This is a genomic window from Tistrella mobilis (assembly GCF_039634785.1).
In the GTDB taxonomy this organism is placed as follows: Bacteria; Pseudomonadota; Alphaproteobacteria; order Tistrellales; family Tistrellaceae; genus Tistrella; species Tistrella mobilis.
Window position 1 is genome coordinate 272000 of the sequence record NZ_JBBIAB010000001.1, and the last position, 24451, is coordinate 296450.

Consider the following 24451-nt stretch of genomic DNA (forward strand, 5'->3'; position numbering starts at 1 on the left):
TCAGGATCTACGAGAGGGCAGTTTCCGTGAACAGGTCGAGAACATCAAGTTCATTCGATGATATTCAACCGAAAGGTTTAATTTTTTGTTTATCAAATAATTGGAGAGAGGCTACGCCGCCGACGGCGTGCTCCGCACCGCCCCCGGCGACTGCCCCGTCACCCGCTTGAACGCCCGGCTGAACGCCGCCTGCGAGGCATAGCCCAGCCGGTCGGCGACAATGTCGATCGGCAGCCGGTCGCGGCCGATCCAGCGGGTGGCGAGGCGCATGCGCAGGCCGGCCAGATAGCGCAGCGGCGTGGTGCCGGTGGCGGCCAGGAAGCGTTCGGCGAACACCGAGCGCGAGGCGCCGGCAAGGCCGGCCAGCTCCGCCACCGTCCAGTCGCGGCCGGGGTCGCGATGCAGGGCCGCCAGCGCCCGGCCCAGGCGCGGATCGCGCAGCGCCTGCACCCAGCCCGAGGCTTCGCCGCAGCCGTTCTCCACCCAGCCGCGCAGGATCGAGGCCGCAACCACATCGGCCAGCCGCGCCAGGATGGCGGCAAAGCCGGCGCGTTCGGCGCAGGCCTCGCGCTCCATCGCTTCCAGCATCGGCAGGATTTCGGGCGTGCGGTCGATCAGGGTGGCGACCGGCATCACCTCGGGCATCAGCGCGACCAGCGGCTGCATGCCGCCCAGATCGAAGCTCATGCAGCCGCTGAACACCACCGCGCCGGTCATGGGGCAGCACTCTGCATCGCAGGCGCGCACTGCCTCCACCTGCGCACAGAGCGTCCGGGCGGCGAAATCGTCGAGATCCTGTCCGGGCTGGCCGGGATCGGAGAGCAGGGCATGGATGCCGCCGCGGGGCAGCAGGGCCGCATCGCCGGGCCCCAGCCGCAGCAGCTCGCCCGACGGGCTGTGCAGGAAGACCTCGCCGCGCGCCACGAAGTGGAATTGTGCCCGCCCTTCATCAGAGGGGTCGTCCTCCCGCGGCCCGAACCGCACCCCGCGCGGGCGGGCGATCTGGATCCGCCGATAGCGGATGCCGTCGAGCCGCATGCCCATCAGCAGCTCGCTCATCGGGTCGGACAGAGGTTCGGCCATGGTTCCGGACTTTTGATCAAAGCTTCCGGATCAGATGGCATGGATCGTCCGGGGAGTCCAGCCTACCTTCCGCTCTCTTCCTCCAACCTCCCCCCTCTCCCCGCCTTCCGTCGACAAGGATCAGATGATGAACGAGGCTGTCGCGACGGCCGCTCCGGCAGGCAGCGCCGCCCCCGCCTGGGGGGCCGTGTTTTCCATGGCGCTCGGCGTCTTCGGGCTGGTGACGGCGGAATTCCTGCCGGCCAGCCTGCTCACCCCCATGGCCGCAGATCTGGGCGTCACCGAAGGCCTGGCCGGGCAGGCGGTCACCGCCACCGCCGCCATCGGCCTCCTCGCCAGCCTGCTGATCCCGGCCGCGACCCGCGGGCTGGACCGGCGGGTGGTGCTGCTCGGCTTCTCGGGCCTGCTCGTCGCCTCCAACCTGCTCGCGGCCGTCGCCTCAAGCCTGCCTGTGCTGATCGCGGCCCGGCTGGTGCTGGGCGTGGCACTGGGCGGGTTCTGGGCCATGTCCACCGCCACCGTGATGCGGCTGGTGCCGGAAGCGGCGATCCCCCGGGCGCTGTCGATGGTCTTCGGCGGCGTCTCGGCCGCCACCGTCGCCGCGGCGCCGCTCGGCAGTTTCCTGGGCGATCAGCTGGGCTGGCGGGCGGTCTTCCTGATGGCGGCCGGGCTCGGCCTCGCCGCCTTTCTGGCCCAGTACGCCACCCTGCCGCGCATGGCCGCCTCTGCCACCACGCGGTTCGGCACGCTGGTGCTGGTGCTGCGCCGGCCCCGGGTCGGTGCCGGCATGGTCGCGGTGCTGATGGTCTTCACCGGCCATTTCGCCGTCTTCACCTATGTCCGGCCCTTCCTGGAAACGGTGACCGGCGTGGGCATCCAGGGCGTGTCGGCCATCCTGCTCGGCTTCGGCCTCGCCAATTTTCTCGGCACCGGCCTTGCGGGGCCGGCCATCGCCCGCAACCTGAAGGCGGTGCTGGTGGCGATGCCGGCGTTGATGGTCGTGCTGGGCCTGGGGCTGGTGCTGGCCGGTGGCACCGTCTTCGGCGATGCGGTGATGCTGGCGCTCTGGGGCATGGCCTTCGGCGCGGTGCCGGTCGCCTGGTCCACCTGGCTGACCCGGGCGGCCCCCGACGAGGCCGAAAGCGGCGGCGGGCTGATCGTGGCCGCCATCCAGCTGGCCATCGCCACCGGTGCCGCCGCGGGCGGGGTCATCTTCGATCTGAACGGCGCCCCGGGGGTTTTCCTCGCGGCCACCCTGGTGCTGGCCGCCGCCGCCCTGCTGATCCTGACCCGGGTCCGGATCGGCCCGCGGGCCGCGGTCAGGCAGGCAGGGGTCGAGCGGGCAGGGGTCAGGCAGGCAGGGACCTGAGCACGCTGCCTTCGGTCTGCACCGCCCGGGCCCCGAAGGCACTGCCCCGCGCCAGCGCCTGGCCCATGTCCAGCCCTCGCAGCCAGGCATCGGTCAGCCCGCCGGCAAAGGCGTCGCCGGCGCCGGTGGTGTCGATCACCCGGTCGACCTTGCAGGCCGGGCAGCGGATCCGCCGGCCGTCGGCGGCAAAGGCCTCCGACCCCTCGGCGCCATGGGTGACCACCACCCACTCCAGCCGGTCGCCTGCAAGCCGCTGTGCGGCGCCGAGCGGGTCCGCCGCCGCGGCCGGCGCCAGATCGTCGATCGAGGCCACGAAGACCCGTGCCGGCCAGCTGCCGGCGGGCAGGGTCGGTTCGTGTTCGGCCGGCGGGATCTGGGCGATCGCCGGCAGGCCGCGTTCGGCGGCGGCCACCAGCAGCCGGCCGGCCTCGGGGTTGCGGCTGTTCAGGAACAGGGCGTCCATGCCGTCGAGCACGCTTTCCGGCGGGACCCAGGCCAGATGATGGCCGATCTTCAGGATGGTCCGCTCGCCTTCGGGATCCAGCAGCAGCATGGTCTCGGGCGAGTGGTCGAGAGTGCGGTCGAGCCTGGAGACATCCAGCCCGCAGGCGGTCACGTCCGCCACCAGCCGGTCGCCCAGCGCATCATGGGCCACGCGGGTGATCAGCGCCGGGTGATGGCCGGCAAGGGCGAGCGCCGTGCCGACATTGGCGCCGGACCCGCCGATGCGCGGGCCCTCGTCCACCCCGCGCGGCCGTCCGCCCGAGACGATGGGCCGGTCCAGGCGGATCACCCGATCGGCATTCAGGCTGCCGACGACGGCGATACGGGCAGGGAAGGGGGCAACCATGGGCGGAATGTCCTCCGATCAGTCAGCGGGGTCGGGTGGCCGCTCGCCGGCCCGACCCCGACCAGTCTGACCGTCGGGGCGCGCCGCGTCGAGGACCGCGAGCAGCCGGTCGAGGGTGGGCCCGTCCAGCGTGGCGATCCGCCGGGCCACCAGATTGGCCAGGCGGGTGGCCCGGGGATCCAGGCCGGCGGTGTCTACCGTCACCTTGGGATCGGACAGCCCGGCCAGCCGCTCCAGTTCCTCGGCCTCGTCCCAGATGATGTTGAAATAGGTGCAGATCTGGATCAGCAGCGACCGGGTCGGCACGCCGCGCCGGCCATGTTCCAGCGCCGAGAGATAGGCGTTGGAGATCTCCAGATCGCGGGCCATCTGCTTCTGGCTGATCCCGCGCGCGGCCCGAAGCTGGCGCAGGCGCTCTCCGAAGGGTGTCACCGCTCGCGTTTGAGCAGGATATAGGCGGCGCCGAAGCCGCCATGCATCTGCCGGGCCTGGGTGAAGGCCAGCACCTTCGACCGGGTCTCGGGCTCGTTCAGCCAGCGCGGCAGCTCGCTGCGGATCACGCCGGCCGGGTTGGTCGCCCAGGGCTCGCGCGGCGGCTCGGGGGTCTCGGGCACGGCCATGCCGCGGCGGCGCACCACCGGCTGCGGCCTGGGGCCCCCCTTGCCGGTGATCACCAGCACGCAGCGCAGGCCGCGGGCATGGGACCGGGCAATGAAATCGACCAGCATGCCGCGGGCCACCTCGCGGCCATGGCCGTGAAGGTCCAGCATCGCCTCCACCGGCATGGCGCCGCGGCGCAGCCGGGCCTGGCTGCGCCGGTCCAGCCCGTCGAAGGCCTTGCCGGTCAGCGCCTGAAGCGGTTCGGGTGCGGCCGGCCGGCGGCCTGAAGATGCGGGCCCGGGCGCGGCCGCCGCAACCATGGTCCCCGGCAGCCCGGAAACCGGCAGCTCGGGAACCGGCGGCAGAGGTGGCGGCGGGGGCGGCACCGCCACCGCGTGACCGGGAAGCGGTTTCACATCGCTCATCGCCGAGCCGAACAGGTCCAGCTCCCCCCGGCTGATGCCGCGGGCGGAACGCGGCACCGGCCTGGCCTGCGGGGCGGGGGGCGGCACGGCGGCCGCGCGCCGGCGGGTGGCGGGCGCCACGCCCTGCTCGTCCCCCGCCGCCGCGGTTGCATGAACCGAGGGCAGATCGGGGCCGCGCAGCGACGAGCGTTCGGCGACGTCTTCCGAGCGCATCGCCCGTTCGAACAACCGCGCCTCGGCCTCGGGATCGGGCCGAAGCGCGTCCTGGTCGCCGGTTCGGGGAGGACGTGCGGGCATGGGCAGGGTCAGACCTCGTCGACGATCACCACATGCAGCCGCCGCGGTCCGTGGGCACCAAGCTCGATCTGCTGCTCGATGTCGCCGGTGCGGCTGGGGCCGGTGATCAGGTTGAAGGTACGCGGCGGGACACCGCGTTCGGTGCGCAGCCTGGCCCAGACATCCTCGTAGGCGCGTTCCACGCGTGAGGCGGGCAGCACCACGATATGGGTCTCGGGCAGGAAGTTCAGCGTGGTCGGATGCTCGGGCCCCGACGCCAGGGCCAGCGTGCCGGTTTCGGCGATGCCGGCGAAGGCGCTGGTCACCGAGACCTCGTCGGCCGCCTCGGCCGGGCCGGCGCGCAGGGTCAGCAGCGGTGCCGCCCCCGCCCAGTCGATCCGGTCGAGCAGCGGGTCGGGCGCCCGGCCGGCGGCCATCGGCAGGTTACAGGCGGCCATGTAGTCGACCACCGCCGCCGGCACCTCGTCCAGGCGCGCGACCCGGGTCACCGTGCCCGCCACCTTCTGCAGCTGGTCGATGAACAGCGACACCCGGCCGGCCGGGTCCAGATCGGCCCGGGCCGGGATGGTGTTGGGGCGGTGGGCCTCGATCCGGGCGGCGACCCGGGCCCGGGCCTCGGCCTCGTTCGCCGGATCGCGGCGGATGCCGGCGCGCACCGCGCCCAGAATGCGGGCGCGGGCATCGTCGCCCTGGGAGATGGTCATCGGCCCTGCTCCTTCGCTGACCCGCGATGGCGGCGGGCGGTGGCGTCCCCCGGCGCCTGGGTCGGGCGGCCATCGGCCTTCCAGGCGGCCACGAAGCTGCGGCCTTCGGGCGCCGGCATGTCGCGGACACGGGTCCAGCCCCCGGCGAGCGGCAGCCGCTTCAGCCGACCCTGAGACCGGCCCATCCGGCCGAGCAGGGCGGCCGCGGTGCGCGTGACGAGGCGATAGGCCCGGGGCCGTTTCGCGAACCAGGCCCAGACCCCAAGCCCCCAGCGCTGCGAGGTGGGGCTGAGATGGCGTTCGAATTCCCGAGTCCGCCAGGCGCGCATCATCCGCGGCAGCGGGATCCGCACCGGGCAGACCTGTTCGCAGCGCCCGCAGAAGGTCGAGGCATTGGGCAGGTGGCCCGCCTCTTCCACGCCGATCAGCGCCGGGGTCAGCACCGCCCCCATCGGGCCCGGATAGACCCAGCCATAGGCATGGCCGCCGACGGTGCCGTAGACCGGGCAATGGTTCATGCAGGCGCCGCAGCGGATGCAGCGCAGCATGTCCTGGAATTCGGTGCCCACCATGCCCGAGCGGCCGTTGTCCAGCAGCACCACATGGAATTCCTCGGGCCCGTCCAGATCGCCCTCGCGCTTCGGCCCGGTCACCAGCGTGGTATAGGACGAGAACTCCTGCCCCGTGGCCGACCGTGCCAGCACTCTCAGCATGGTCGAGGCGTCTTCCAGCGTCGGCACCAGCTTTTCGATGCCGGCCAGCACGATATGGCGCTTCGGCAGCGACAGGGTCAGGTCGGCATTGCCCTCATTGGTCACCAGGATGATCGATCCGGTCTCGGCGACCAGGAAATTGGCGCCGGTGATGCCGACATCGGCGTCCAGATATTTCTGGCGCAGCACCTCGCGCGCCTCGCGGACCATGTCGGTCGGCTCGGTCAGGCGGCGGGTCTTGCCATAGCGGCCGTGATGGCGCAGGAACAGCTCCGCCACCTGTTCCTTGGTCTTGTGGATCGCCGGCGCGATGATGTGGCTCGGCGGCTCCTTGGCCAGCTGGATGATGTACTCGCCCAGATCGGTCTCGATCGGCTCGATCCCGGCCTTTTCCAGCGCATCGTTGAGCGCGATCTCTTCCGTCACCATCGATTTCGACTTGGTGACGGTCCGGGCATTGCCGGCGCGCGCCAGGTCCAGAATGATCCGCCGGGCATCGGCCGCGGTCTCGGCCCAATGGACCTTGCCGCCCCGGGCCTCCACCGCCTCGGCGAAGCGCTCCAGATAGATGTCGAGATGGCCGAGCACATGGTTCTTGATGTCGCGCGCCTGGTCGCGCAGCGTCTCGAACTCGGGCAGGGCCGCCGCGGCGGCCGCCCGCTTGGGCACGAAGCCCGAGCGGATCTTGGCGAGCGAGGCCTGAAGATTGGCATCGCCCAGGGCGTCGTGGACATTGTCCTTAAAGCGGTGACTGGTCGCCTCCATCGGATCGCCCTCCCGCTCAGCGCCGGTCCGCGCCGGCGGCGGTGTCGCCGATGGCTGCGGTGTCGGTCATGTCGGCCAGAACCTCGGCCACGTGGCGGACCTGGATGGTGGAGCCCTCGCGCTTCAGCCGCCCGGCCATGTTCAGCAGGCAGCCCATATCGCCCGCCAGCAGCAGATCGGCATTGGTGGCGCGGATATCCGCCACCTTGTTGGAGACCATGCGGCCCGAGATCTCAGGGTATTTCACGCAGAAGGTGCCGCCGAAGCCGCAGCATTCCTCGGCCCCCGGCAGTTCGTTCAGGGTCAGCCCTTCGACGGTGCCCAGCAGCTTGCGCGGCTGTGCCTTCACCCCCAGCTCGCGCAGGCCCGAACAGCTGTCGTGATAGGTGACGGTGGCGTCCAGCCTCGCCTTCACCCCCTCCATGCCGCGGACATCGACCAGGAAGGCCATCAGCTCATAGGTCTTCGCCGCCAGCCGGCGGGCCCGCGGCCCCCAGTCCGGATCGTCGCGCAGCAGCTCGGGATAGTGGTGCGAGATCATGCCGCCGCAGGATCCCGACGGCACGACCACATAGTCGAAGGGCTCGAAGGCAGCGATCACCTCGCGCGCGATCGCACGGGCATCGGCCCGGTCGCCCGAATTGAAGGCCGGCTGGCCGCAACAGGTCTGGCTGTCGGGCACCACCACCCGGCACCCGGCCTCTTCCAGCAGCTTCGCCGTGGCAAACCCCACGCTCGGCCGGAACAGATCCACCAGACAGGTCGCGAACAGGCCGACCGTGGCCGGTTCGCGCGCACGGGCGGGCTTCGCCGCCGTCTCGCTTGGGGTATTCACCGTCGCTCGTCCTTCTGAAGCTTCGGACAGGCCCGCGCTTCTGCGGGGCCGGCCGGCATTTGCGGACGAGGATGGGGCGATGTGGCCGCGGAGGCAAGCCTGCCGCTCACCTCCGGGCGCTCAACCGCCCGCTGCGGCCGTCTCCGGGGCCGGTACGGTCGACGGATCGATGGCGAGCGGCAGCAGCACGGCATAGCTGCCGCGCTCCTTCATCCGCCCGGCGACCAGCTCGGCGAAATCGCCCGGACCCCAGAACACGTCGCCGCGCACCGCCCCCTTGATCGCGCCGCCGGTATCCTGCGCGATCATCAGCCGCCGGAGCGGCGTTTCCGAAAGCGCGCCGACGCCCGCCGGATAGCTGGCATCCAGCCAGACCGGCGCCCCCAGCGGCAGCATCGACCGGTCGACCGCCAGCGACCGGCCCGGGCTCAGCACCGCGCCCATGGCGCCCAGCGGCCCGTCGTCGTCCAGCAGCCGGAAGAACACATAGGACGGGTTCTGATCCAGGATCGAGACCATCCGGTCGGGATGAGCGGCCAGCCAGGCGCGCAGGCTTTGCAGCGACACCTCTTCGGGCTTCATCTCGCCCTGATCGATCAGCACCTTGCCGATCGATCGATAGGGCCGGCCATTGGCCCCGGCATAGCCCACCCGCAGCACCCGCCCGTCGGGCAGCCGCACCCGGCCCGAGCCCTGGATCTGCAGGAAGAAGGCATCGACCGGGTCGTCGACCCAGAGCAGTTCCAGCCCGCGGCCGTCGAGCACGCCGTCGGCGATCGCCGCGCGGTCGTAATAGGGGGCGAACCGCCCGTCGGCCACCCGCCCGACCAGACGGCGACCGTCCAGCGCATCGTCGAAGGCGCCCAGATCCGCCACAACCAGATCCTCGGGCAGGCGGTAGAGCGGCACGTCGTGCCGGGCGTCGGGGGTCAGCGATCCGGCCAGTTCCGGCTCGTAATAGCCGGTGAACAGGCCGTTGGTGTCGCCATCCGGCTTCGCCACCTGCCAGGCGTTGAAATGGCGTTCAAAGAAGGCACGGGCCGCGCCGGCATCGTCCAGCGGCAGATCCACCGCCGCACCGCAGACATCCCGCCAGTGGCCGACCGTGCCGAAGCGCCCGCCCCGGTCGAGCGGCGCCGCCACCGGCCGGCGCAGGATGATCCGGCACGAGATCTGGAAGGCGCCGAGTGCGGCCGACTGGTCGTCGTCGTCCCAGCCGGGCAAGTCGCCGAAGGCGATGCGGGTGAAGCGCGGCCCCTCGGCGGTCACCGCCGGCTGCGGGGCCGGCGGCGTCTCGGGTTCCGGCAGGTTGCGCGTGCTGAGATACCAGCCGCCGATCAGCGCCGCCCCGGCCAGCGCGAGCACGGCGAAGGCGCCCGCAAGGCGCAGGCTGCGGCCGCGCATTGCGGTCATTCGCCGCTGCGGGTCGCGGTCAGGATCCAGTTGGGATCGCTCGACCGGGTATCGCGCTCGAAGGTCCAGAGGTCGATCAGGTCGATCTCCTCGGCACCGCCGGCGACCACGCGACCCTCGGCGTCCAGCGTCTGGTTGATCTGGGTGGTGGAGAAGCGCACCGTCACCTGCGCCATGCTGCCGGCCAGCCGGGCCTCGGCGATGCGCGGCTCGCGCACCGACACGATGCGGGTGCTGTGGGTCTCGCCCGCCTGCTCACGCGCATCGATCGCCTGGTTGAAGCCGGCCAGCACCTGCGGCGACAGCAGCATGGCCAGCGTCTGGCGATCGCCCCGGGCGAAGGCGTCGAGGATCATCTCGAAAGCCTGCTGGGCGCCCTCCAGGAAGCCCTTGGGATCGAAGTTGCGATCGGCGCGGCGGATATATTCCACCCCTTCCAGCGCCGGCTGGTCGATCAGCGACATCACCTTCTCGGACATCGGGAAGGGCAGCACCCGGGCGGGCCCCGGCTGCTGGGCGCCGGCCTCGGCGGCCTTGGGATCGCCGCTGCGGGGGGAGAGCGGGTTGCGCGTCTCTTCCGGCGGCCGTTCGTGGCCGGTGCGCGTGCCCAGAACGCCACGCAGGCGCAGCGCCACGAACACGGCGACGAGGGCGAAGAAGAGGATGTCGAGATATTCCATGGACATCAGGACCTGGCCGTCGGAGACGTCCGCACGAAGGATTTCGGCGGCGGAACACGATCGGTCGGCCGCGTCCGGCCGGCATTCGCACCCGCGGATCCCGGCACCCGATGGCATGGGTGCGGAAATGGGGTCGCACGAACGCGACGAGGGTTGGACGGCGCCGCCTCCACCCTTACATAAGGGTCGGTTCAGGAAAGGGCAAGCATGGTCGCCGCAGTCTCTCTGCTTCTCGCAATCCTCTTCGTGCCGCTGATCGAGGTCTTCCTGTTCATCCAGGTGGGCAGCGAGATCGGCGCCCTGCCGACGGTAGCGCTCTGCGTGCTGACCGCGGTGGCGGGTGCCGCCATGCTGCGCCATCAGGGTCTGAAGGCCCTGACCGAGGCCCGGGCCCGGCTCAACCGCAACGAGGCGCCGGTCGATCAGGTCTTCGACGGCCTGTTCCTGGGGCTGGCGGCCGTGCTGCTGATGGTCCCCGGCTTCTTCACCGATGCGATCGGCGGCCTGCTGCTGGTGCCGGCGATCCGCCGGCTGCTGCAGACCCAGATCCTCTCCCGCACCCGCTTCGTGATGACCGGCCGCCCGGGGCCGGGCCAGCCCGGCAGCCAGTGGCGCAGCCGTGACGGCAGCGTGATCATCGAGGGCGAATACTCGACGCCCGCCGATCGTCCCGGCCCGGCAGACGGTCGCCGCCGGCCCGACGACGACGAGCCGCCGCTGATCGGCCGCTGACCGACAGGACGGCGATCGACCACCGGTCACCATCCCCGGCGCTGCACTTGCACCGCGCGGGCGCACATGTTACGCCCGACATGGCCGGCGATCCGGTCGGCCCCAGATCAACACCTGCGTCACCCGGAGACCAGCACCCCATGGCCGACACCCAGACGCCCGAGGGCAACGGCGCAGCCGGCGCCGAGGCTTCGCCGCGCTTCCGCCTCGCCATCCAGTACATCAAGGACCTGTCGTTCGAGAACCCGAACGCGCCGCGCTCCCTGATCGCCTCGGCCCAGAGCCGGCCGAACATCCAGGTTTCGGTGAATGTCGGCGCCCAGCCGCTCGGCGACGACAATTACGAGGTCGAGCTGAAGCTGTCCGCCTCGGCGAAGCACGAGGAAAACACCACCTTCCTCTGCGAGCTGTCCTATGGCGGCGTGTTCATGCTCGAGAACTTCCCGCAGGAGCAGATCCAGCCCTTCCTGCTGATCGAAGGTCCGCGCCAGCTCTTCCCCTTCGCGCGCCGCATCATCGCCGATGCCACCCGCGACGGCGGCTTCCCGCCGCTGATGCTGGACCCGATCGATTTCGTGCAGCTGTTCCAGGCCGAGCAGCAGCGCCGCGCCCAGCCGCAGTAAGCCTCAGCCGCAGTAAGCCGCAGGGGTGCCGGTCCCGGCGCCGCACTGCAGCCTGCCCGAAACGCCGCCGCCCTTGCCCGGGCGGCGGCGTTTCGTTTTCAGGGCCGGTCCCACGCGCCTCCGGCCCCACTCACCTCCGGAAAACTAGTCACCTCCGGCGAGCCGGGCGTCGGAAGCAGGCCGCCCGGCCATGAAGGCCGCCAGCTCCTCGGGCGCGCCGGTGGGAAAGGCCTCCCGCAGACTATCGAGAAAGGCCGAGACGCGGGCATTCAGCAGCCGGCGCGACGGATAGAGCGTCCACAGCACGATCTCCGGCCCCTCGACATCGCCAAGCCATCGCAGACGGCCCGATGCCAGATCGCGGCTGACCAGCGAGATCGGGAGGCTTGCGATGCCTGCACCCGCCAGCACCGCATCGCGCACCATGATCATCGACGACAGGCTGAGCACCGGCGCCGCCCGAATCTGTGATCTGCCGGCCGGCGTCGTCACCGGCCAGGCTGCCGGCGGCTCGATCGGGCCGCGCACGACCGCGGGCCAGGGCGTGCCGTCGTCGGGCAGCGGCAGCGCGGCGCTGGCCACCACCACCAGCCGGTCGCGCAGAAACGGCCGTCCCACCAGGTTGTCATCTGCCGCCGGATTGACCCGGATGACCAGATCATAGCCTTCCTCGACCATGTCGACGGCCCGGTCTTCGGTCGTAACCTCCAGCCGCACCTCGGGGTGGCGCCGGGAAAACCGCGCGGCCAGCCGGCCCATGGCAGTCTGCGCAAACAGCAGCGGCGCGCTGATCCGCAGGCGCCCGCGGGGGCTGTGCCCTCCCGATGCGATCGCCTGGGCGGTCTCGTCCAGCTCTGTCAGCAGCCGCGCGGTCCGCTCGTACAGCGCACGCCCGTCTTCGGTCAGCCGCAGGCTGCGGCCACCGCGTTCGAACAATCGCAGATCCAGTGCGGCCTCCAGCTCCGCCACACGGCGCGACAGCGTGGCCTTTGGCCGGCCGGCGGCACGAGAGGCACGCCCGAAGCCACCATGGCGGGCCACCAGGTTGAAGTCGGCGAGGGCAAGCAGATCCATCTGTTCCACCTCCGAGACGGCATGTCCAGATTCCGCGGCTATCGGCAAGATCCTGGATCATCGATGACTGGGGTGTCCAAAGGCAATCCGAACCAGGGAGTTCCCGATGACCATTCTCGTGACAGGCGCAACCGGCCGCATCGGCCGCCATCTCGTCGACCAGCTCGTCCGGCGCGGTGCGGATCTGCGCGTGCTGACCCGCGATCCCGCAAAAGCCGCCTTCCCCGCCGGCGTCGACGTTGTACAGGGCGATCTGCTCGACATCGATGCCATGCGCCGCGCCTTCTCGGGCGTGCGCACGCTCTTCCTGCTCAATGCGGTGACCGGAGACGAGTTCACCCAGGCCATCATCACCCTGAACCTCGCCCGCGAGGCGAATGTGACGCGGGTGGTCTATCTGTCGGTGTTCGATGCCGACCGCGCCGTCAATGTGCCGCATTTCGCGGTCAAGTACGGCGCCGAGCGGATGCTGGAGCAGATGGGCTTCGGCGCCACGATCCTGCGCCCCACCTATTTCATCGACAACGAGCTGATGATCAGGGACGTCATCCTGGATCACGGCGTGTATCCGATGCCGATCGGCGGCAGGGGCGTCGCCATGGTCGACACGCGCGATATCGCCGAAGTGGCGGCGATCGAGCTGATGCGCCGCGATCAGGCGGCAGAGACACTGCCGATCGAGACGATCAACGTCACGGGGCCCGATACGCTGACCGGCCCGGACATCGCCCGGATCTGGACAGGACTGCTTGGCCGCCCCGTCGCCTATGGCGGCGACGACCCCAGCGGTTTCGAGCAGACCATGGCAGGCTTCCTGCCGAAATGGACGGCATACGAGATGCGCCTGATGGCCGAACGTTATGTCAGCGACGGCATGATCCCGGGGGCCGGCGACGTCGCGCGGCTGACCGCCATGCTCGGACGCCCGCTCCACAGCTATCGGGATTTCGCAGCGGCCATGCTCTCTGCACTGCGGACCTGAGATCTGCGCTAGTCTTCAAGCCAGATCGCCGCCTTCACCTCCTTCAGGATGAAGGCCTGATGGGCCTCCAGCTCGGCCGGGGTGGGGGTATGGACCCGGGGCGGCCGGGCGATCGTGCGGCGGCGGCCGTCGGTCTCGCCCGGCCCGCCCCGCCGGTCGGCGGCCAGGTCGAAACCGCGCTGGCGGTCGCCCAGAAGATGCAGATAGACCTCGGCCAGCAGCTGGGCGTCGAGCAGCGCGCCGTGCAGCAGGCGGTTGCTGTTGTCGACGCCGAACCGGCGGCAGAGCGCATCCAGGCTGGCCGGCGCGCCCGGAAAGCGGATGCGGGCCATCTGCACGGTGTCGATCGACCGCGACATCGGGATGGGCTGGCGCCCCAGCCTGGTCAGCTCGGCATTGATGAAGCGCATGTCGAAGGCGGCGTTATGCGCCACCAGCGGCGCATCGCCCACGAAGTCCAGAAAGCGGTCGGCGACCTCGGCGAAGACCGGCTCGGTCTTCAGCCGGTCGGCCGTCAGCCCGTGCACCGCCACGGCCGCCTCGGGCACGTCGCGCTCGGGGTTGATATAGACATGGAATTCGGCACCGGTGCGCGCCTGATCCAGGATCTCGACGCAGCCGATTTCGACCAGCCGGTCGCCGGTGGCGGGGTCGAAGCCTGTGGTTTCGGTGTCGAAGGCGATCTCACGCACGCTTCTCGTCTCCTCGTTCGGCAGACGCGGATAAAGACGATCTCAGCCGCCGGGGCGCCGGCGCGGCCCCGTGGGCCGCCGGATCCGCGGCCGGTGCCAGTGATGCTTCCACATCTGGTGGCGATGACGGCCGAACCCGTCCAGCGCCAGTTTCAGCGACCGGAAGGCATGGCCATGGCCCAGCCCGGTCTGGATCACGGCGTCGGCGCCGCGACGCTTTTCGGCATCCGGCACCTGTTTCGACAGAATGTCGCGAAACTTGGCCCGCGTCATCCCCGGACGGGCCAGCACCCGGCGGGCCTGCACCCAGTTGGGCGCGCTCACCACCAGTACGGCATCGACATGGGCATCGCCGCCGCCTTCGAACAGCAGCGGGATGTCCAGCACCACCATCGGTGCGCGCCGGCGGGCATGGCTTGCGATGAAGCGGCGCTGCTCGTCACGCACCAGCGGATGGATGATCCGCTCCAGCGCGCGCAGCTCCGCCTTGCGCCCGAAGACCCGGGCGCCCAGCGCCACCCGGTCGATGCGCCCGTCCTTCAGCGCCTCGGGGAAGCGCTCGATCACCGGCCGGAAGGCGCGGCCGCCGGGGGCGAGCAGGGCATGCACGGTCGCATCGGCGTCGAAGACCGGCACGCGCAGCCGCCGGAACATCTTCGAGGTCGTCGACTTGCCCATGCCGATGGAACCGGTCAGGCCGATGATCAGCATGGGGCCTCCGCTCCGATCAGATCGGCGGCGACATGCCGGCGCAGGGCCGCATCGACCACGGGCCGCACCCCGAACCAGCGCTCGAAGCCCGGCACCGCCTGGTGCAGCAGCATGCCCAGCCCGTCGACCGCGACCAGCCCGCGGGCGCGGGCCGCCGTCAGGACCGGGGTCTCCAGCGGGTCGTAGACGATATCCGACACCACCAGCCGGTCATCCGCCCGCGCAAGATCGATCTCGAGCGGCGGCTGGCCGTGCAGCCCCAGGCTGGTGGTGTTGACCAGCGTGCCGCACCCGGCCAGCAGATCCGATCTGGCCGCCCAGTCCACCGCCTCCAGCACCGTCGCCGGGCAATGTGGCGCCAGATCGCGGATCAGGGCCTCAGCCCTTTCGGCCGTGCGGTTGGCGATCAGGATCCGCTCGGCACCGGCCTCGGCCAGGGCATAGACCACGGCGCGCGCAGCACCCCCCGCCCCCAGCACCAGGGCCGGTGCCGTCGCATCGCGTGCCGGCGCCCCGGCCGCCAGGGCGGCACCGAAGCCCCAGGCGTCGGTATTGGTGCCGGTGATCCGGTGGTCTTCGCCGAAGACCAGGGTGTTGACCGCGCCGATCGCGCGGGCCACCGGCTCGACCTCGTCGCAGAGCGGAAGCACCAGTTCCTTGTGCGGCAGGGTCAGATTGACGCCGCGAAAGCCCATGCGGGGCAGGGCCGGCAGGGTCTCGGCCAGATCCCCGGGCCGGATCGCCAGCGGCAGATAGGCGCCGTCGATCCGGTGGCGTGCCAGCCAGAAGCCGTGCAGGCGCGGCGACCGCGAATGGGTGACGGGGTGTCCGATCACGCCGGCCAGCCGTGCGGCGCCGCTGATCCAGACGGGATGCAGGGGTTCAGTCATCAGGCGCCCGTCCGTCAGCTCGGGATCACGCCGCGCAGGCGCAGGAAGTCCAGCAGCTCGATCAGCGGCAGGCCCAGTATGGTGAAATAGTCGCCCTCGACCTTCGAGAACAGCTGCGCACCCAGCCCCTCCAGCTGATAGGCGCCGACCGAGCCCAGCACCGCCTCTCCGGCCCGGTCCAGATACTGGTCGATGAAGGCGGGGGACAGCGGGCGCATGGTCAGCCGGGCGCGGCCGATGGCATGCCAGACCCGGGCGCCGTCGATGGTGACCACCGCGGCCGAGATCAGCTCGTGACGCCGGCCCGACAGGGCCTCCAGCGTCGCGCGGGCGCCGTCGCGATCGGCGGGCTTGTCGAACCAGCGGCCGTCGGCGACCAGCATCTGGTCGCAGCCCAGCACCGGCACCCGGCCGGCACGGCCCGAGATCCGGCGGGCCTTCATCTCGGCCAGCATCACCGCCACATCCTCGGCCGGCGCACCCTCGGCGGCCATCGCCTCCTTCACCGCCGTCTCGTCGATGCGGGCGGGCAGGGCCAGGAAATCGAGCCCGGCACCCGCCAGCAGCTTCGCGCGCGCGGCACTTTCAGAGGCCAGAATCAGCCGCGGTTCCGCGGCGGCGGTGTCGTCACGGGTCGGCACAGGGGTCATCGGGTCAACTCTCCCCCAGATGGCGCAGATACATCTGATAGATCGCGGCGGCGGTTTCCTCGATCGACCGGCGGGTCACGTCGATCACCGGCCAGCCCTTGCGCTCGAACAGCCGGCGGGCGGCGATCACCTCGGTGCGCACCGCATCGATGTCGATATATTCCCCGTCATCGGGCTGGTTCAGGCTCAGCAGCCGGTTGCGGCGGATCTGCACCAGCCGTTCGGGGCTGGTGGTCAGCCCTACGATGAACGGCCGCGTGGCGCTTTCCACCTCCTCCGGCAGGGGCTGGCCGGGCACCAGCGGCACATTGGCGGCCTTCACCCCACGATTGGCCAGATAGATCGCGGTCGGCGTCTTGGAGCTCCGCGACACGCCGACCAGGATGATATCGGCATCGTCGATGTCCCAGAGCGACTGGCCGTCATCATGGATCAGCGCGAAATGCATCGCATCGATCCGGGCGAAATATTCCTGGTCGAGCATATGCCGCCGCCCGGGCCGGCGGGAGACCGACACCCCCAGATAGCCGCTGACGATGTCGGTGATCTGGTCCAGCACCGGCACGCAGGGGACCTTCAGCCGCCGGCAGGCCTCTTCCAGCCGCTCGCGCAATTCGCTGAGCGCCAGCGTATACATGACCAGGCCCGGATGGGCCTCGATCGACTGGATCACCTTTTCCAGCTGCGCCGGAGAGCGGACCAGCGACCAGACATGCTCGCGCGCATCCACCCCGTCGAACTGGGCCAGCACGGCACGGGCGACCGTGTTCACGGTCTCGCCGCTTGAATCCGACACCAGATGCAGGTCGAACAAAACCTGTTCGCGATGCAGATCTGCACCATGGCCGCCGCCGCGCAATGCCGGCGCGGCACCCGCTGCCCCGTCGGCAGAGGGGCTGAGCGCGGGGGCTGCGGGGGTGGGGCGCGGCGGCGCCGCGGTCGGCTCGTCTTCGGCCATCCGGATCTCCAGCAAGCGTCGTCGGGGGCGATGTTCGCGCCCTGTTCATGCCCCGTTCACGGCTGTGGATAACCCGGAATTACGGGGGCCGAACGGGGTCTGGCGTCGGGCGCTCATATTGCGTCACCGCTCTTCATCTGTCATCCGCCGAGCCGTCTCCATGTGGGCAGCCGCCCGGGGATGGCGGCGACGGTGCGAGGACGGCCGTCGGGGAGGGCAGAGTTTTCCACGTTATCCACGACATTATCCCCCGAGACTCCGCGCGCGACTCCGGAGTTATCCACTCAGGCCTCCGAAGGGTGCCGGCAGATCGTCCACATGGGGGCTTTTCTGTGGATGGTTTGTGAATGGGTGGGGATCCCCGATATCCACAGGCACCCTCTATCCTCTACAACCTTTCCATCCCGAATCCCTTCCTTTCTGCAGATGGGGCCTTGTCCACAGGGCGAGAGAACTGCAGTCTGGGGCCGGAACATGCGGTTCGCATGGTTCGAACGAAAGCCGGAGCGCAACGGGGTTGTGCAGCCGAACGGGTGGCTTTTGCCATCATCAGGCGTTGCCGTTTCGGCAACGCCATGCCGATCCGGCAACGGCAGAGACGTTCGGTCGCAGCCGAAAACGAAAATCGCCCACGGACTCCGCTGGAATCGAATCTTCCGAACGGGCATGATCCGCGCGACCGGCGGCAGGGCCGGCCGACCGTCCTTTGCCGACGCGGCCGTCTGCCTGCCAGAGATCCGAGGACCGCATCGATGACCGAGACCACCAAGCCGCTGCTCGCCGCCCTCAAAGGCGGGCATCCGGACCGGACCCCGATCTGGCTGATGCGTCAGGCCGGCCGCTACCTGCCGGAATATCGCGAGCTTCGGGCGCGCTCGAAGGGGTTCCTCGATCTCTGCTACAGCCCGGATCTTGCGACCGAAGTGACCCTTCAGCCGCTGCGCCGCTTCGATCTGGATGCGGCGATCCTGTTTTCGGACATCCTGGTCGTGCCCCACGGTCTGGGTCAGACGGTCTGGTTCGCCGAAGGCGAGGGGCCGCGGCTCGATCCGATCCGTGATGCCGCGGGCCTGGCCGCGCTCGATCCCGAACGGGTCACCTCTTTCCTGGCGCCGGTCTATGAAACCGCCGCGCGGGTGAAGGCGGCGCTGCCCGAGGGCCGGGCGCTGATCGGTTTTGCCGGCGCCCCCTGGACCATCGCGACCTATATGGTCGAAGGCGGCTCCAGCAAGGATTTCCTCAACACCAAGCGCTGGGCCTATGGTGACCCGGACGGCTTCCAGGTGCTGATCGATCTGATCGTCGATGCGACCGTCCGTCATCTGGAGGCGCAGATCGCCGCGGGTGCCGAGGCGGTGCAGATTTTCGACAGCTGGGCCGGGGCGCTGGACGAAGACGGGTTCGATCGCTGGACGGTCACGCCCATCCGCAGCATCGCCAGCCGGATCCGTGCCGCGCATCCGGATCTGCCGATCATCGGCTTTCCGAACCGGGCCGGCACGCTATATGAGCATTTCGTCCGGAATGCCGGTGTCGATGCGGTCAGCGTCGATCCGACCTGGAGCGTGGAGGCGATCGCCACCCGTCTCCGGCCGCATGTCGCGGTTCAGGGCAATCTCGATCCCGGCCGTCTGGTCGCGGGCGGGCCGGATCTCACCCGCAGGGTGCGGAAGATATGTGACCGGCTGGCTCCGATGGGCGGTTTCGTCTTCAATCTCGGCCATGGCGTCCTGCCGCCGACCGATCCCGGCCATGTCGCCCAGGTGATCGCTGCAGTGCGCGAGGCCGATGCCGCGAGAGTCTGATACAGGTTATGATCAAGGAACGTGACAATAAGGAAACGGGACGAATCGCTGTCCTGTTGTTCAATCTCGGCGGGCCCGACGGGCCGGATGCCGTTCAGCCGTTCCTGTTCAACCTGTTCTTCGATCCGGCGATCATCTCGCTGCCCCTGCCGCTGCGCTGGGCGATCGCGAAGCTGATCAGCACCCGTCGTGCGCCCTTTGCGCGGGAAAACTACGCCCTGATGGGCGGCGGCTCGCCGCTTCTGCCGGAAACCCTGCGCCAGGCCCGGGCGCTGGAGGCAGAGCTGTCGGGTCGCGGGCAAACGGTCAGGGCCTGGCCGGTGATGCGCTACTGGCATCCCTTCGCGCCCGAGGTGGCGGCCGAGGTCAAGGCCTGGGCGCCCGACCGGATCATCGCCCTGCCGCTCTATCCGCAGTTCTCCACCTCGACCAGCGCCTCGTCGCTCAAGGACTGGGATCGGGCCGCCCGCAAGGCCGGGCTGAGGGTGCCGACCTCGACCGTCTGCTGCTGGCCGGTCGAACCCGGCCTGGTCGAGGCGCATGCAAGCCTGATCGTGGAGCGTTGGCACCAGGCCGAGGCCGAGGCACCGGGCCGGCCGATGCGCATCCTGCTTTCGGCCCATGGCCTGCCGAAGAAGATCATCGAGCGGGGCGACCCCTATCAGTGGCAGGTGGAACAGAGCTGTGCCGCGGTGATGGACCGGGTGGCGGCGATGCTCGGCCGGCCGCTTGAGACCATCGACTGGCAGGTCTGCTATCAAAGCCGGGTGGGGCCGCTGGAATGGATCGGCCCCTCGACCGATGCCGAGGTCGAACGGGCAGGGCGGGACGGTTGCGGCCTGATCCTGGTGCCGATCGCCTTCGTCTCGGAACATGTCGAGACCCTGGTCGAGCTCGACGTCGAATACCGCCACCTCGCCGAAAAATCCGGCGTCACGCCCTATCTGCGGGCGCCCACACCCACCACCCATCCGGCCTTCATCCGCGGGCTGGGCGATCTGGTGATGCAGGCGGCGGGGCGCGAGGGGGTGGCGCCCGATCGGGCAGGGCCGTCCTGTCCCGCAAAATTCGGCCGCTGCGCCTGCCGCGCCCATACCTGACGCATGACTCCCTGACGCACGACTCCCTGCCGCGCCGGTACCTGCCGCGACCGCAACCAGCCATCCGAGACGAGGCACCATCCCATGATCGACGCATTCGCCGGCGCCTATCCCTGGTTCAAGGCCCTGCATGTGATCTCGGTGATCGCCTGGATGGCCGGCATGTTCTATCTGCCGCGGCTGTTCGTCTATCACGCCGATGCCGCCCCGGGATCCGAACTGTCCGAGCGCTTCAAGGTGATGGAGCGTCGATTGCTGAAGGCGATCATCAATCCGGCGATGATCGCCACCTGGCTGTTCGGCATTCTGATCCTGACCACCGGGGCGGTCTCGCTGTCGGAAGGCTGGCTGCATGCCAAGATCGCCCTGGTGCTGATCATGTCGGGCATGCATGGCGCCTTCAGCGCCTGGCGCCGGGCCTTTGCGGAAGATCGCAACCGCCATTCCGCGCGCTTCTATCGCTGGATGAACGAGGTGCCGACGGTGCTGATGATCGGCATCGTGATCCTGGTGATCGTGAAGCCCTTCTGATCCGACCGGAGGGGGTGGTGGGTCCCCATGGCGGGGCAGAGAGCGTGACAATTGCGCGATTCTGCCGGAAATCGACCAAGGTCGTATCGATTTCCGGCGTATCGGATTTGACAGCGGCCATGTGACGCGCTAACTGATTAGGCATCGGCACGGTTGACGTGCCGGTGAAGCCGGTATCGTGACGTTCGTCCCATGCCTGCGGCATGCCGGGACGGAACGGACAGACGGACGTCGCCGGGCGACATGCTTCACCCGTCACCACCCGCGCCGCCGCATTGGCCGGGCGGTGGGCATTCAGGGATCGCAGTTGCGGGTACCGGTCCGGATCGCCAGGCTCTCTGCGCCGACGCGGTCTTTCAGTCCTCTCCTCGTCGATCGAACCCCTTCAGGACCACATCCGTTTCCGGAACCGAACCGGGCCGTTACCGGTTCGTGATCGACGTCGATGATCCTCGACGTCTCCGCTCACATGGTTTGTGTCCGGCCGGCGCCCTGCCGGCCCGTTCTGGATGACCGGACTGTCCGGGTGGTTCGGCCCGACCATTCGACACACACGCACGCAGCCTGTCTGCCGGGCTTGCGTAAAACAGGTTGAGCCAGGCGTCGCCCCGGCTTCGTCGTTGAACGGGATCCCGCCATTCCGGCGCCCCCCGTCCGTCGACCCCCGATCGGAAATCCATCGCATGAACCTTCAGGAACTGAAGACGAAAACCCCGGCGGAGCTGCTCCAGTACGCCGAGACCCTGGGCGTCGAGAACGCCGGCACGCTGCGCAAGCAGGATCTGCTGTTCGCGATCCTGAAGCAGTCTGCCGAACAGAACGTCGCCATCCATGGCGGCGGCGTGCTCGAAGTGCTCCAGGACGGTTTCGGCTTCCTGCGGGCGCCCGAGAGCAACTATCTGGCGGGGCCGGACGACATCTATGTCAGCCCCCAGCAGATCCGCCGTTTCGGCCTGAAGACCGGTGATACCGTCGATGGTCAGATCCGGGCCCCCAAAGAGGGCGAGCGCTATTTCGCGCTGCTCAAGATCAACAGCATCAATTTCGACGCGCCGGACAATGCCCGGCACAAGATCAATTTCGATGATCTGACGCCGCTTTATCCCAACAAGCGGCTGAACCTGGAACTCTCGGACCCGTCGAAGAAGACCACCACCGCCAGCCGGGTGATCGACCTGGTGGCGCCCTTCGGCAAGGGCCAGCGCGCGCTGATCGTGGCGCCGCCGCGCACCGGCAAGACGGTGCTGCTTCAGAACATCGCCCATGCGATCGCCACCAACCACCCCGAGTGCTATCTGATCGTTCTGCTGATCGACGAGCGCCCGGAAGAGGTCACCGACATGATCCGCTCGGTGAAGGGGGAGGTGATCAGCTCCACCTTCGACGAGCCGGCCTCGCGTCATGTCCAGGTCGCCGAGATGGTGATCGAAAAGGCCAAGCGGCTGGTGGAGCACAAGCGCGACGTCGTGATCCTGCTCGACTCGGTCACCCGCCTGGCGCGCGCCTACAACACCGTGGTGCCGTCCTCCGGCAAGGTGCTGACCGGCGGTGTCGATGCCAATGCCCTGCAGCGCCCGAAGCGGTTCTTCGGTGCCGCCCGCAACATCGAAGAGGGCGGCTCGCTGACCATCATCGCCACCGCGCTGATCGACACCGGCTCTCGCATGGACGAGGTCATCTTCGAAGAGTTCAAGGGCACCGGCAATTCCGAGCTGATCCTGGACCGCAAGCTGGCCGACAAGCGCACCTTCCCGGCGATCGATATCGGCAAGTCCGGTACCCGCAAGGAAGAGCTGCTGGTCGACCGCGGCACGCTGTCGAAGATGTGGGTGCTGCGCCGCGTGCTGATGCCCATGGGCACCATCGACGCCATGGACTTCCTGCTCGACAAGCTCAAGCACACCAAGAGCAATGCGGACTTCTTCGATTCCATGAACAGCTGACCGCCGCTGTTCCACGTGGAACGCCGTATGGAAAAGGCCGCCGCCCCAGGGATGGGACGGCGGCCTTTCTCGTCTGTGTTCCACGTGGAACGATATGATCGCCCGATCCCGGGGCGCTCAGGGCAGCAATACGGTGGCGCCGGTGGTGGCGCGGGCTTCCAGATCGCGATGGGCCTGGGCGGCCTCCGCCAGCGGATAGGTGCGGGCGGCACCGACCTTCACCTTGCCCGAGCCGACCACGTCGAACAGATCCTTCGCCGTGGCGCGCAGCTCTTCCTTGGTCGAGGTGTAGTGGAAGAGGGAGGGGCGGGTGACATAAAGGCCGCCGCGCTGGTTCAGCACCACCAGATCCACCGGGCCGACCGGGCCCGAGGACTGGCCGAAGCTCACCATATAGCCGCGCGGCTGCAGGCAGTCGAGCGAGGCCATGAAGGTGTCCTTGCCGACCGAGTCATAGACCACCGGCACGCCCTTGCCGCCGGTCAGCTCCTTCACCCGCGCCACCAGGTCTTCCTCGCGATAGAGGATCGGGTGGTCGCAGCCATGGGCACGGGCCAGTTCGGCCTTTTCGGGCGAACCGACGGTGCCGATGACGGTGGCGCCCAGCGCCTTGGCCCACTGGCAGGCGATCAGGCCGACACCGCCGGCCGCGGCGTGGATCAGGATCGTCTGGCCGGCCTGGACCGGGAAGGTGCGGCGCAGCAGATACTGCGCGGTCATGCCCTTCAGCATCATCGAGGCGGCGGTCTGGTCGTCGATGGCATCGGGCACCGGCACCACCCGGTCGGCCGGCATCAGCCGCTCTTCCGAATAGCTGCCCATCGGGCCGCTGGCATAGGCGACCCGGTCGCCGGGCTTCAGGTCGTCGACGCCGTCGCCCACCGCGACCACCACGCCGGCACCTTCCATGCCCAGGATCGCGGGCAGGGGAGCGGGGTAGAGGCCGGTGCGGAAATAGACGTCGATGAAGTTCAGGCCGATTGCCGTGTGACGGATGCGGATCTGGCCGGGCCCGGGCTCACCGACCTCGACCTCGACAAACGCCATCACCTCGGGGCCGCCGGTCCGTTCGATCCGGATCGCCTTCACCATCGGGTGTCTCCTCCATATGGGCACGTCTCTGGGGACGCAGGGGTGTTTCGGTTCCCGATGATCGGCGAGGCCGGGCGATCGTGCAATGCCCCTGCCGGATCCGCCGCCGGAACGGCCTGTTTCCGCCACGACAAAAGAAAGGGGGACAGCCCGTCAGGACCGTCCCCCTCTGTCTGCGTCATGCCGTCGTCTGTCAGGCGATCGTGCTCTTCAGGAAGGCGAGGGTGCGGTCATCGGCCTTCAGCGCCGCGTCCTGCACGAAATTGGCACCGCCCGGGCGGGCGAAGGCGTGGTTGCAGCCCTCATAGACATGCAGCTCCACCTTCGGGTTGTCGGCCAGCGCCGACTTGATCTTCTCCTGCGACTCCGGCGGCACGAAATCATCCTTGGCCGCCACATGCATCAGCAGCTTGCCGCCGATCGACGCCGCCTCGCCCAGATTGTCGTCCAGCGCCACGCCGTAATAGCTGACCGCCGCATCGATATTGGTGCGGGCCGCGGTCAGGAAAGCCAGGCGGCCGCCCAGGCACCAGCCGATGGCGCCCACCTTGCCGGTGCTGCTCTGGCCGCGGATATAGTCCACCGTTGCGGCGATGTCTTCGACGCCCTTGTCCGCGTCGAAACCCTGGAACAGCTGGAAGGCCTTCTGCCAGTCGGCCTCGCTCTGATCGGTGATCATCACGCCCGGCTCCTGCCGCCAGAACAGGTCGGGGACGATGACGGTGAAGCCCTTGGCGGCGAAGCAGTCCGCCTGATAGCGCATCAGGTGATTGACGCCGAAAATCTCCTGAATCAGAACCAGCGCCGGGCCGCTGCCGCCCTGCGCCGTCGCCAGATATGCGTCAAACGTACCGCCGTCCCTGGCGGTGATCTGCACCATGCTGCCCACTGTTCGGCCCCTTTGCTTGTCTGGTCGGGATGCGGAATGAACGGC

25 protein-coding genes are annotated in these 24451 nt (G+C 69.3%); 8 read left to right on the forward strand and 17 right to left on the reverse strand.

The window, feature by feature from the left end; genetic code table 11:
- Positions 1 to 111 precede the first annotated feature (111 nt).
- Positions 112 to 1083, reverse strand: a complete 972-nt coding sequence (locus WI697_RS01325) for an AraC family transcriptional regulator (protein ID WP_345957126.1) — start codon at positions 1081 to 1083, stop codon at positions 112 to 114.
- 127 nt (positions 1084 to 1210) lie between these two features.
- Between WI697_RS01325 and WI697_RS01330 the strand changes: the two genes are divergently transcribed.
- Entirely contained in the window at positions 1211 to 2452 is a 1242-nt protein-coding gene (locus WI697_RS01330; RefSeq protein ID WP_345957288.1) for an MFS transporter, read from the forward strand.
- Here the strand turns inward: WI697_RS01330 and WI697_RS01335 are convergent.
- The 8 genes from WI697_RS01335 to WI697_RS01370 form a co-directional block, all read right to left on the reverse strand.
- Positions 2433 to 3302 (reverse strand): carbohydrate kinase family protein, encoded by an 870-nt coding sequence (locus WI697_RS01335; RefSeq protein ID WP_345957127.1) that lies wholly within the window; start codon positions 3300 to 3302, stop codon positions 2433 to 2435. The two genes, WI697_RS01330 and WI697_RS01335, sit on opposite strands and share 20 nt — an antisense overlap.
- Positions 3303 to 3320: 18 nt before the next feature.
- Complete coding sequence (locus tag WI697_RS01340) at positions 3321 to 3734, reverse strand: helix-turn-helix domain-containing protein (RefSeq protein ID WP_062761492.1); 414 nt, start codon at positions 3732 to 3734, stop codon at positions 3321 to 3323.
- Positions 3731 to 4624, reverse strand: coding sequence for a Smr/MutS family protein (locus WI697_RS01345; RefSeq protein ID WP_345957128.1), 894 nt, complete (start codon positions 4622 to 4624; stop codon positions 3731 to 3733). The genes WI697_RS01340 and WI697_RS01345 overlap by 4 nt, the downstream gene beginning before the upstream one ends.
- An 8-nt stretch (positions 4625 to 4632) precedes the next feature.
- Positions 4633 to 5328 carry a LutC/YkgG family protein gene (locus WI697_RS01350; protein ID WP_345957129.1) on the reverse strand — a complete coding sequence of 232 codons (696 nt, stop codon included), beginning with the start codon at positions 5326 to 5328 and terminating at the stop codon, positions 4633 to 4635.
- A complete protein-coding gene (locus tag WI697_RS01355) occupies positions 5325 to 6806 on the reverse strand; it encodes a LutB/LldF family L-lactate oxidation iron-sulfur protein (protein ID WP_345957130.1) in 1482 nt (493 codons plus the stop codon). The genes WI697_RS01350 and WI697_RS01355 overlap by 4 nt, the downstream gene beginning before the upstream one ends.
- A 16-nt stretch (positions 6807 to 6822) precedes the next feature.
- A complete protein-coding gene (locus WI697_RS01360; RefSeq protein WP_062761281.1) occupies positions 6823 to 7641 on the reverse strand; it encodes a (Fe-S)-binding protein in 819 nt (272 codons plus the stop codon).
- Between the two features lie 120 nt (positions 7642 to 7761).
- The gene (gene mltA, locus WI697_RS01365; RefSeq protein ID WP_345957131.1) at positions 7762 to 9054 is read right to left on the reverse strand and encodes a murein transglycosylase A; all 1293 of its coding nucleotides are present in this window, start codon (positions 9052 to 9054) and stop codon (positions 7762 to 7764) included.
- A complete protein-coding gene (locus WI697_RS01370; protein ID WP_082828158.1) occupies positions 9051 to 9740 on the reverse strand; it encodes a Tim44/TimA family putative adaptor protein in 690 nt (229 codons plus the stop codon). Before WI697_RS01370 ends, mltA begins: the two co-directional genes overlap by 4 nt.
- A gap of 201 nt (positions 9741 to 9941) precedes the next feature.
- Here WI697_RS01370 and WI697_RS01375 point away from each other — a divergent pair, with 201 nt between their 5' ends.
- Positions 9942 to 10466, forward strand: a complete 525-nt coding sequence (locus WI697_RS01375) for an FxsA family protein (protein ID WP_296712751.1) — start codon at positions 9942 to 9944, stop codon at positions 10464 to 10466.
- A gap of 140 nt (positions 10467 to 10606) precedes the next feature.
- Entirely contained in the window at positions 10607 to 11089 is a 483-nt protein-coding gene (secB, locus tag WI697_RS01380; RefSeq protein ID WP_062761288.1) for a protein-export chaperone SecB, read from the forward strand.
- Between the two features lie 144 nt (positions 11090 to 11233).
- On the opposite strand, the gene WI697_RS01385 is transcribed toward secB, so the two are convergent.
- Positions 11234 to 12163 carry a LysR family transcriptional regulator gene (locus tag WI697_RS01385; RefSeq protein WP_345957132.1) on the reverse strand — a complete coding sequence of 310 codons (930 nt, stop codon included), beginning with the start codon at positions 12161 to 12163 and terminating at the stop codon, positions 11234 to 11236.
- A gap of 106 nt (positions 12164 to 12269) precedes the next feature.
- Between WI697_RS01385 and WI697_RS01390 the strand changes: the two genes are divergently transcribed.
- The gene (locus tag WI697_RS01390) at positions 12270 to 13145 is read left to right on the forward strand and encodes an SDR family oxidoreductase (RefSeq protein ID WP_345957133.1); all 876 of its coding nucleotides are present in this window, start codon (positions 12270 to 12272) and stop codon (positions 13143 to 13145) included.
- 8 nt (positions 13146 to 13153) lie between these two features.
- On the opposite strand, the gene dnaQ is transcribed toward WI697_RS01390, so the two are convergent.
- From dnaQ to WI697_RS01415, 5 genes are read right to left on the reverse strand one after another with little or no spacing between them, the layout of a single operon-like run.
- Positions 13154 to 13837: a DNA polymerase III subunit epsilon gene (dnaQ, locus tag WI697_RS01395; protein ID WP_345957134.1), complete on the reverse strand. Its 684-nt coding sequence runs from the start codon at positions 13835 to 13837 to the stop codon at positions 13154 to 13156.
- 42 nt (positions 13838 to 13879) lie between these two features.
- Positions 13880 to 14548, reverse strand: a complete 669-nt coding sequence (coaE, locus tag WI697_RS01400) for a dephospho-CoA kinase (RefSeq protein ID WP_345957135.1) — start codon at positions 14546 to 14548, stop codon at positions 13880 to 13882.
- Positions 14542 to 15438: a shikimate dehydrogenase gene (locus WI697_RS01405; RefSeq protein ID WP_345957136.1), complete on the reverse strand. Its 897-nt coding sequence runs from the start codon at positions 15436 to 15438 to the stop codon at positions 14542 to 14544. Before WI697_RS01405 ends, coaE begins: the two co-directional genes overlap by 7 nt.
- Positions 15439 to 15452: 14 nt before the next feature.
- Positions 15453 to 16088: a Maf family protein gene (locus WI697_RS01410; protein ID WP_062766651.1), complete on the reverse strand. Its 636-nt coding sequence runs from the start codon at positions 16086 to 16088 to the stop codon at positions 15453 to 15455.
- A gap of 4 nt (positions 16089 to 16092) precedes the next feature.
- Positions 16093 to 17046, reverse strand: a complete 954-nt coding sequence (locus WI697_RS01415; RefSeq protein ID WP_197465226.1) for a pyruvate, water dikinase regulatory protein — start codon at positions 17044 to 17046, stop codon at positions 16093 to 16095.
- A gap of 752 nt (positions 17047 to 17798) precedes the next feature.
- Here WI697_RS01415 and hemE point away from each other — a divergent pair.
- The 4 genes from hemE (at position 17799) to rho (ending at position 22425) form a co-directional block, all read left to right on the forward strand.
- A complete protein-coding gene (hemE, locus tag WI697_RS01420) occupies positions 17799 to 18851 on the forward strand; it encodes a uroporphyrinogen decarboxylase (protein ID WP_014746920.1) in 1053 nt (350 codons plus the stop codon).
- Positions 18852 to 18859: 8 nt separating this feature from the next.
- The gene (gene hemH, locus WI697_RS01425; RefSeq protein ID WP_298642882.1) at positions 18860 to 19951 is read left to right on the forward strand and encodes a ferrochelatase; all 1092 of its coding nucleotides are present in this window, start codon (positions 18860 to 18862) and stop codon (positions 19949 to 19951) included.
- Between the two features lie 84 nt (positions 19952 to 20035).
- Entirely contained in the window at positions 20036 to 20482 is a 447-nt protein-coding gene (hemJ, locus tag WI697_RS01430) for a protoporphyrinogen oxidase HemJ (protein WP_014746922.1), read from the forward strand.
- A gap of 683 nt (positions 20483 to 21165) precedes the next feature.
- Positions 21166 to 22425 (forward strand): transcription termination factor Rho, encoded by a 1260-nt coding sequence (gene rho, locus WI697_RS01435; protein ID WP_014746923.1) that lies wholly within the window; start codon positions 21166 to 21168, stop codon positions 22423 to 22425.
- Positions 22426 to 22542: 117 nt separating this feature from the next.
- On the opposite strand, the gene WI697_RS01440 is transcribed toward rho, so the two are convergent.
- A complete protein-coding gene (locus tag WI697_RS01440) occupies positions 22543 to 23517 on the reverse strand; it encodes a quinone oxidoreductase family protein (RefSeq protein WP_062766646.1) in 975 nt (324 codons plus the stop codon).
- A 193-nt stretch (positions 23518 to 23710) separates the two neighbouring features.
- The gene (locus WI697_RS01445; RefSeq protein WP_298645914.1) at positions 23711 to 24397 is read right to left on the reverse strand and encodes a dienelactone hydrolase family protein; all 687 of its coding nucleotides are present in this window, start codon (positions 24395 to 24397) and stop codon (positions 23711 to 23713) included.
- Positions 24398 to 24451: the final 54 nt, after the last annotated feature.